The organism is Chloroflexus sp. (assembly GCF_034435895.1).
Classification (GTDB): Bacteria; Chloroflexota; Chloroflexia; order Chloroflexales; family Chloroflexaceae; genus Chloroflexus.
In genome coordinates, this window is the sequence record NZ_DAOTWH010000358.1 from 22,446 (window position 1) to 28,556 (window position 6,111).

6 protein-coding genes and 1 pseudogene are annotated in these 6,111 nt (G+C 60.4%); 1 reads left to right on the plus strand and 6 read right to left on the minus strand.

Annotation, left to right across the window (positions count from 1 at the left end):
• Positions 1–59: 59 nt before the first annotated feature.
• Complete coding sequence (locus tag U9R81_RS19850) at positions 60–653, plus strand: hypothetical protein (RefSeq protein WP_322497139.1); 594 nt, start codon at positions 60–62, stop codon at positions 651–653.
• Positions 654–709: 56 nt separating this feature from the next.
• Here the strand turns inward: U9R81_RS19850 and hepT are convergent, their stop codons facing one another.
• The 6 genes and pseudogenes from hepT to U9R81_RS19880 form a co-directional block, all read right to left on the minus strand.
• Entirely contained in the window at positions 710–1,135 is a 426-nt protein-coding gene (gene hepT, locus U9R81_RS19855) for a type VII toxin-antitoxin system HepT family RNase toxin (RefSeq protein WP_322497140.1), read from the minus strand.
• Positions 1,056–1,535: a type VII toxin-antitoxin system MntA family adenylyltransferase antitoxin gene (gene mntA, locus U9R81_RS19860; protein WP_322497141.1), complete on the minus strand. Its 480-nt coding sequence runs from the start codon at positions 1,533–1,535 to the stop codon at positions 1,056–1,058. Before mntA ends, hepT begins: the two co-directional genes overlap by 80 nt.
• Before the next feature lie 127 nt (positions 1,536–1,662).
• Positions 1,663–2,523, minus strand: a complete 861-nt coding sequence (locus tag U9R81_RS19865; protein WP_322497142.1) for a xanthine dehydrogenase family protein subunit M — start codon at positions 2,521–2,523, stop codon at positions 1,663–1,665.
• 65 nt (positions 2,524–2,588) lie between these two features.
• On the minus strand, positions 2,589–4,952 hold the full coding sequence (locus tag U9R81_RS19870) for a xanthine dehydrogenase family protein molybdopterin-binding subunit (RefSeq protein ID WP_322497143.1): 2,364 nt from the start codon (positions 4,950–4,952) through the stop codon (positions 2,589–2,591).
• Between the two features lie 44 nt (positions 4,953–4,996).
• A complete protein-coding gene (locus U9R81_RS19875; RefSeq protein ID WP_322497144.1) occupies positions 4,997–5,479 on the minus strand; it encodes a (2Fe-2S)-binding protein in 483 nt (160 codons plus the stop codon).
• A gap of 397 nt (positions 5,480–5,876) precedes the next feature.
• Positions 5,877–6,111, minus strand: a pseudogene (locus U9R81_RS19880) (carbon monoxide dehydrogenase); the annotation flags it as partial.

A 6,111-nucleotide genomic window follows, 5' to 3' on the forward strand; every position in this document is an offset into this window, starting at 1 on the left:
CGAAAGCGCCAACGACGCAGCAGGCCGGTTGCCGCTATTTTGCCCAGACCGGACATCTGGTGTGCGATGCCTTCTTACGCTACTGGCAATCGTATGGCCTTGAGTTCGATGGCCGGCGCGGTTTCAGCGAGGCCGAGAGCTTGGCCCTATTCGGGTTACCGTTGACCGAAGCGCGGGTCGAGACCAACTCGTCGGGCGATACAGTGCTGACGCAGTGGTTCGAGCGGGCGCGCTTCGAGCTGCATTCTCGGCTTGGGCCGGATGTGGTGCTGCTGGGCTTGTTGGGCCGTGAGGCGTTTGCGCCGCAACCTACGCCGCGGCCAACCCCGCCGTCGGCTGATCCGTGCGCCAATATTCCGCCACCGGTAAATGCTTTCATTGACCCAGCTTGTATTCAGGGGAATACCACGGCCGTTGTCACCGTGCTGGGGTATGGCTTTACTCCCGGTGAACGGCTTGGCGCCTACGTCACCTTTATGGCGACCGGCGAGGTGGTAGGATTGCCGATTACTGGCGGCGATGAGGCTCAACCTGATGGCACGTTCCTTGGAAAACTTCAGTTGAGCCCTAATGTGCCGCGGGGTCTCTATGCGCTGACAATGGAAGGGTTGCAATCCGGTAACAAGGCGATTGTCTACTTTAGGAAGGTATAACGGTCGCCATTGAAACATCGAACCTCCGCGCACTGTGCCGGTGCGCGGGGGATTGTTTACTCAACTGCATTGCGTTGCTGTAACCATGCGCGAATATAGGCGACGAATTGATGTAAATCATCGAGATTTTGATAAACTTCGTCCCAGTCAATTAATAAATATTCGTGGATTAAAATGTTGCAAAAGCCAGCAATCGGCGCTAATTGGGTGGCAAAATCGGGAGGAAGTACACCAAGCTCACCCATCCTAAGAATGGCATCGCGATAATCACGCGGTTTACGCGCTCCTTCAAGCGCTATAATCCGGTGGCAGATATCGAGGCAACATTGCGCGGCCACTTCAAGATTACGCTCCGCGATGTCACGCAGATACGGATCGCAGTCAAAATCTGAACGCGGACGTTCACAGAGTGGTGTCAAGCGCGCCAAGCGTTCGTTGAGTTCGTCTAAACGCCGCTCGATACCGCTGAATTCGACGCTCATCACCGGCTCCATCGATAATCGCGCGGGATTGGGCGCGCAAGACGGGTAGATAATCGCAGTATTGGCTTAAAATCTTCGCTTCGTATTCAACTCGTTCAAGCATTGAACGCTGGTATAATGCAATGCCCTCAGCAATAACGCTGTACGCGAATTCAATCGGCGCTTGGTTCAAGATAACCAGATCAAGCTGATCACTCTGAAGCGCCTCAGCCAAGCGTTGTGTGAGCTCGACGCGCAATGCCGGCACTGAGGCTGTGTGATCGAGCAAGATTGCGAGATCGGTATCGCTCATCGGCCCGATTGATCCAGTGACACGCGACCCAAACAAGTAGACAAGCTGGATCGCGGGATACTGTTGGGCGATAACGGCAATTGGGTTTGGCACGTGAGCGAATGTCATACCTGGCCAATCCTTCATTTCAGCGGGTACGATGATTGTACTACGCTAGCAGAAGTTATGAGTCGCAAGGGCGGGTTACAAACCCGCCCTTGCCTGCTGCGCTCCTCAATTTCTGCTAGTTATCGCCCTACCGAGCCCGCTCGATCGCCTTGAGCAAGGCGCGCTTGGCATAGACCTTGCACATCGCCCGCCGGTACTCTGCGCTGGCGTGGATGTCGCCAAGCATCTCCATGCCTTCGCCGGCGTGGGCCGCGGCGGCGGCTACCGCATCGGCGCTGCCGTCGGCGCCGATCAGCGCCTGCTCGACAGCAGGCTGGCGTTCGGCTTTGGGACCGGCGCCAGTGATCGCCACCCGGCACGCCGTCACCTGCCCGTTCTCTAATTTGACATAAGCTGCTGCGCCAACGATGGCGTAGCGGCTAGCTGGATGGGGAAACTTGGCGTAGGCCGATCCTTCACCGGGGCCGTGGCTGTTGAACGTGATCGCGGTAATGATCTCACCCGGTTCGAGGGCCGTGCTGAGCATACCGGTGAAGAAATCAGCGGCGGCAATCGCGCGCGGGCCGTTGGGGCCTTCGACGTGAATCTGGGCATCGACGGCGAGCGCCACCGCCGGCATATCGGCGGCAGGGTCGGCGTGGGCCAGCGAACCGCCGATCGTGCCGCGGTTGCGCACCTGAATGTCACCAATCAAGCCGACCGCATCGGCCATCGCCGGGCAGGCCTTGGCCAGCGCCGCGTGGTGCTCGATCGCGCTCCACGTCGTCATCGCGCCGATCTCAACCGTCCCGTTCACCTTGATCCCGCGCAGTTCCACCACCCGGTTGATGTCGATCAACACACTCGGCGCAGCGAGACGGAGCTTCATCGCCGGCAACAGCGAGTGACCGCCGGCCAAAATCTTGGCATCGTCGCCGTGCTGCTGCAACAGCGTCAGCGCCTCGGCGAGGCTGGTTGGCGCATAATAATCAAATGGGGCTGGAATCATGGCTGCTCCCTTATGCGTCACGGCAGGCGCAGGCCAAACCTGCCCCGCGCCTGCGCTCTACTCGTTTACTTCTTGTGAATTGCCTTCCAAATCCGCTCCGGCGTCGCCGGCATCTGCAGATGCTTGACGCCGAACGGCGCCAGCGCATCGATAATCGCGTTCATCACGCACTGTGCCGAGGCAATCGTGCCCGCCTCGCCGGCCCCCTTTACGCCGAGCGGATTCACCGGCGACGGCGTAACGGTATAGTCGGTCTCGATATGCGGCACCATCGCCGCCGTCGGCACCGCATAGTCCATGAGGGTGCCGGTCAGCAACTGGCCATCCTCGTCGTAGACCGCGCCTTCGTAGAGCGCCTGCGCCAGACCCTGCGCAATACCGCCGTGGATCTGGCCCTCGACGATCAGCGGGTTGATCTGGTTGCCGCAGTCGTCAACCGCGATATAGCGCAACAGCTTGACGTGGCCGGTTTCAGGATCGACCTCAACGATACAGACGTGGGTGCCGAAGGGAAAGGTGCAGTTCGGCGGATCGTAGTAGCTGGTCTCGTCGAGGAACGGTTCCATGCCGGGGGGCAGGTTATAGGCGACGGCGGCAGCGGCGGCGAGCTCGCCAATCGTCTTGCCCTTGTCGGGTGAACCTTTGACATAGGCGCGGCCATTCTCGAACACAATGTCGGCCTCGTTGGCCTCCAACAGGTGAGCGGCCAGCTTGCGCGCCTTCTCTTTAATCTTATCGACGCTGCGCTTGATCGCCACCCCGCCGACGGCTAGCGAGCGCGAACCGTAGGTGCCGTAGCCGAATGGTGTGCCTTGGGTGTCGCCCCATTGCACTTCGACATCCTCGTAGGGCACCCCCAGCTCGTCGGCCACGATCTGGGCAAAAGTCGTCTCGAGCCCTTGCCCGTGCGGCAACGAACCGGTTGTCACCACCACCTTGCCGGTGAGATGGACACGGACGTTGGCGCTTTCCCAAAGACCAGCGCCCCAACCTTGGCCACCCATCCACGCGCTTGGCGCGATGCCGCAAATCTCAACATACGACGAGATGCCGATGCCGAGGTAGCGACCCTGCTGGCGCAGTTCGGCTTGCTGCTTGCGGAACTCGGCGTAGCCAGCGATTTCGAGCGCCTTATTCAAGGCCGGCTCGTAGTTGCCGCTATCGTAGGGCAGCAGCCCCAACCCGTTATCGTAGGGGAAGTCTTCCGGTTGGATGAAATTCTTGCGCCGCACCTCCGCCGGATCCATCCCGATCTCAGCGGCGAACCGATCGACCATGCGCTCGATCAGATAGCTGGCTTCGGGGCGGCCAGCGCCGCGGTAGGCATCAACCATTGCGGTGTTGGTATACGCGCCGGTAACGTGGACATACGCTGCCGGAATTTTGTAGACACCAGTCACAATGCGTCCGTAGAGGGTCGTCGGGATGCCGGCTGCGACCGTCGAGAAATACGCGCCGATATTTGCCCACGTCTTCACGCGCAGACCGGTAATCTTACCGTCGCGGGTGCCGGCCAGTTCGGCCTCGGTAATATGGTCGCGCCCGTGGGTCGAATACTTATAATTCTCGGAGCGGTCTTCGACAAACTTCACCGGGCGGCCCAGCTTGCGCGCGGCCCACATGGTGAAGGCCATATCGTTGTAGCAGAAGATCTTCTGGCCGAAACCGCCGCCAATATTCGGAGCAATGCAACGCAGCTTGGTTTCGGGCACGCCGAAGACGAACGCAGTCAGCAGCAAGCGATGGACGTGCGGCGCCTGCGAGGTCATCCAGACCGTCCACTCGCCGGTGAGGGCATCGTAACGGGCAATCGAGCCGCGGGTCTCCATCGGGGTGGGGATCAGGCGCTGGTTAATAATCTCCTCTTTCACCACCACCTCGGCGCTAGCGATGGCCGCATCGGCTGCCGCCTTATTGCCGCACTCCCACTCAAACACGATATTGTTCGGCGCCGCCTCGTGAATCTGGGGTGCGCCGGGTTCGACCGCCTTGCGGGCATCGACCACTGCCGGCAGCGGTTCGTACTCAACTTCAACCGCATCAGCCGCATCGCGAGCGGTATAGCGATCTTCAGCCACCACCATCGCCACTGGGTCGCCCACCAGCGCCACCTTATCGACCGCCAGCGCGCGCGGCGGCACCGGATAATTCTTCACCCCAGCCGCCGGCCACGCCGCCGGCATCGGATTAATATCGAGCATATCCTTGCCGGTAAAGACGGCGACCACGCCGGGCATTGCCAAAGCCTTGCTCGCGTCGATCGAAACGATCTTAGCGTGGGCATGGGGGCTGCGCACCAGCGCGATGTGCAGCATACCGGGCAGCTTAATATCATCGAGATAATTGCCGTGGCCGGTAATCAGCTTCGGGTCTTCCCGGCGCTTCAGCGCCCGCCCAACCAGTCGCTCCTTCAGCTCGGTAGCGGTCATCCTCGACTCCTCACTAGGTTCGTTGTGAACAGTTGCCGGACGAATTAGTCAGCAGCCTGCGTCGCAGCCATCTTCTCGGCCGCGTAGCGCACTGCGCGGACAATGTTCTCGTAGCCGGTGCAGCGGCAGAGGTTGCCTTCCAGACCGTGGCGGATCTCTTCATCAGTGGGATTAGGGTTGCGCTTGAGCAGATCAGCGGCGGCCATGATCATGCCGGGGGTGCAGAAGCCGCACTGGAGACCGTGCTTCTCCCAGAAACCTTCTTGCAGCGGATGGAGCTGGCCGTTATGCGCCAGCCCTTCGATCGTCGTAATCTCGGCGCCATCACACTGAACGGCCAGTATGGTACAAGACTTGACACTGACCCCATTGATGTGAACGACGCAGGCGCCGCACTGGCTCGTGTCGCACCCGATATGGGTGCCGGTCAGATTGAGATGCTCGCGCAGGTAATGAACCAGCAGCAGGCGCGGCTCAACCTCGCTCGTGTAGCGAACGCCGTTGACGGTGACCGTAATCGTTGTCACTCTCCAACCTCCTTGTTGATTGCGAAGCGAACTACAGATCGGGACGGAACGATAGTAATCAGCTAAGATCCTCTCAAACTCCCCGGGTTGGCAGTTTACGGGTGGACAGAATATCTGAATCCAGACCCCGGCCCTTCAGGGCCGGGCTAGGGGACGAAGCCCGCTGCGCGGGTTGACACTCCTCACCCCCAGCCCTCTCCCACTAATGCGGGATGGGGGAGCGCACCACCGAGCTTTCAGGCAGCGCACAGCGATCAATTGTTACACTCGGCCAAATGCTCTGTTCGTCCCTCTAGGGTTGTAAATTACTCTTTTGTCACCCTCCTCGTCTATTCCCGCAGAACACCAGCTCTGCTCTCTGCTCGGAGCACGGTGAGCAGGGCCGGCGTTCAGGCCTTTAGCCAGACCGGCGCTGGCCGAGCAAATAGCCGAGCAAGAAAGCGACAATCACCCACGGCACCCATGGGCGCTCCTTCAGAAAATCCTCGACTACGCCGAGAGCAACATCAACCTCACTCAGCCCTTCACCAGCAGGCACGTGAATGGTGCGCCGGAAAGCAGGCGCCTCAGCCGGTTCGGGTGCGGGTGCGGCGGCTGGTGCAGGCGGTGGCGCGGCGACCGGTTCGGGTGCG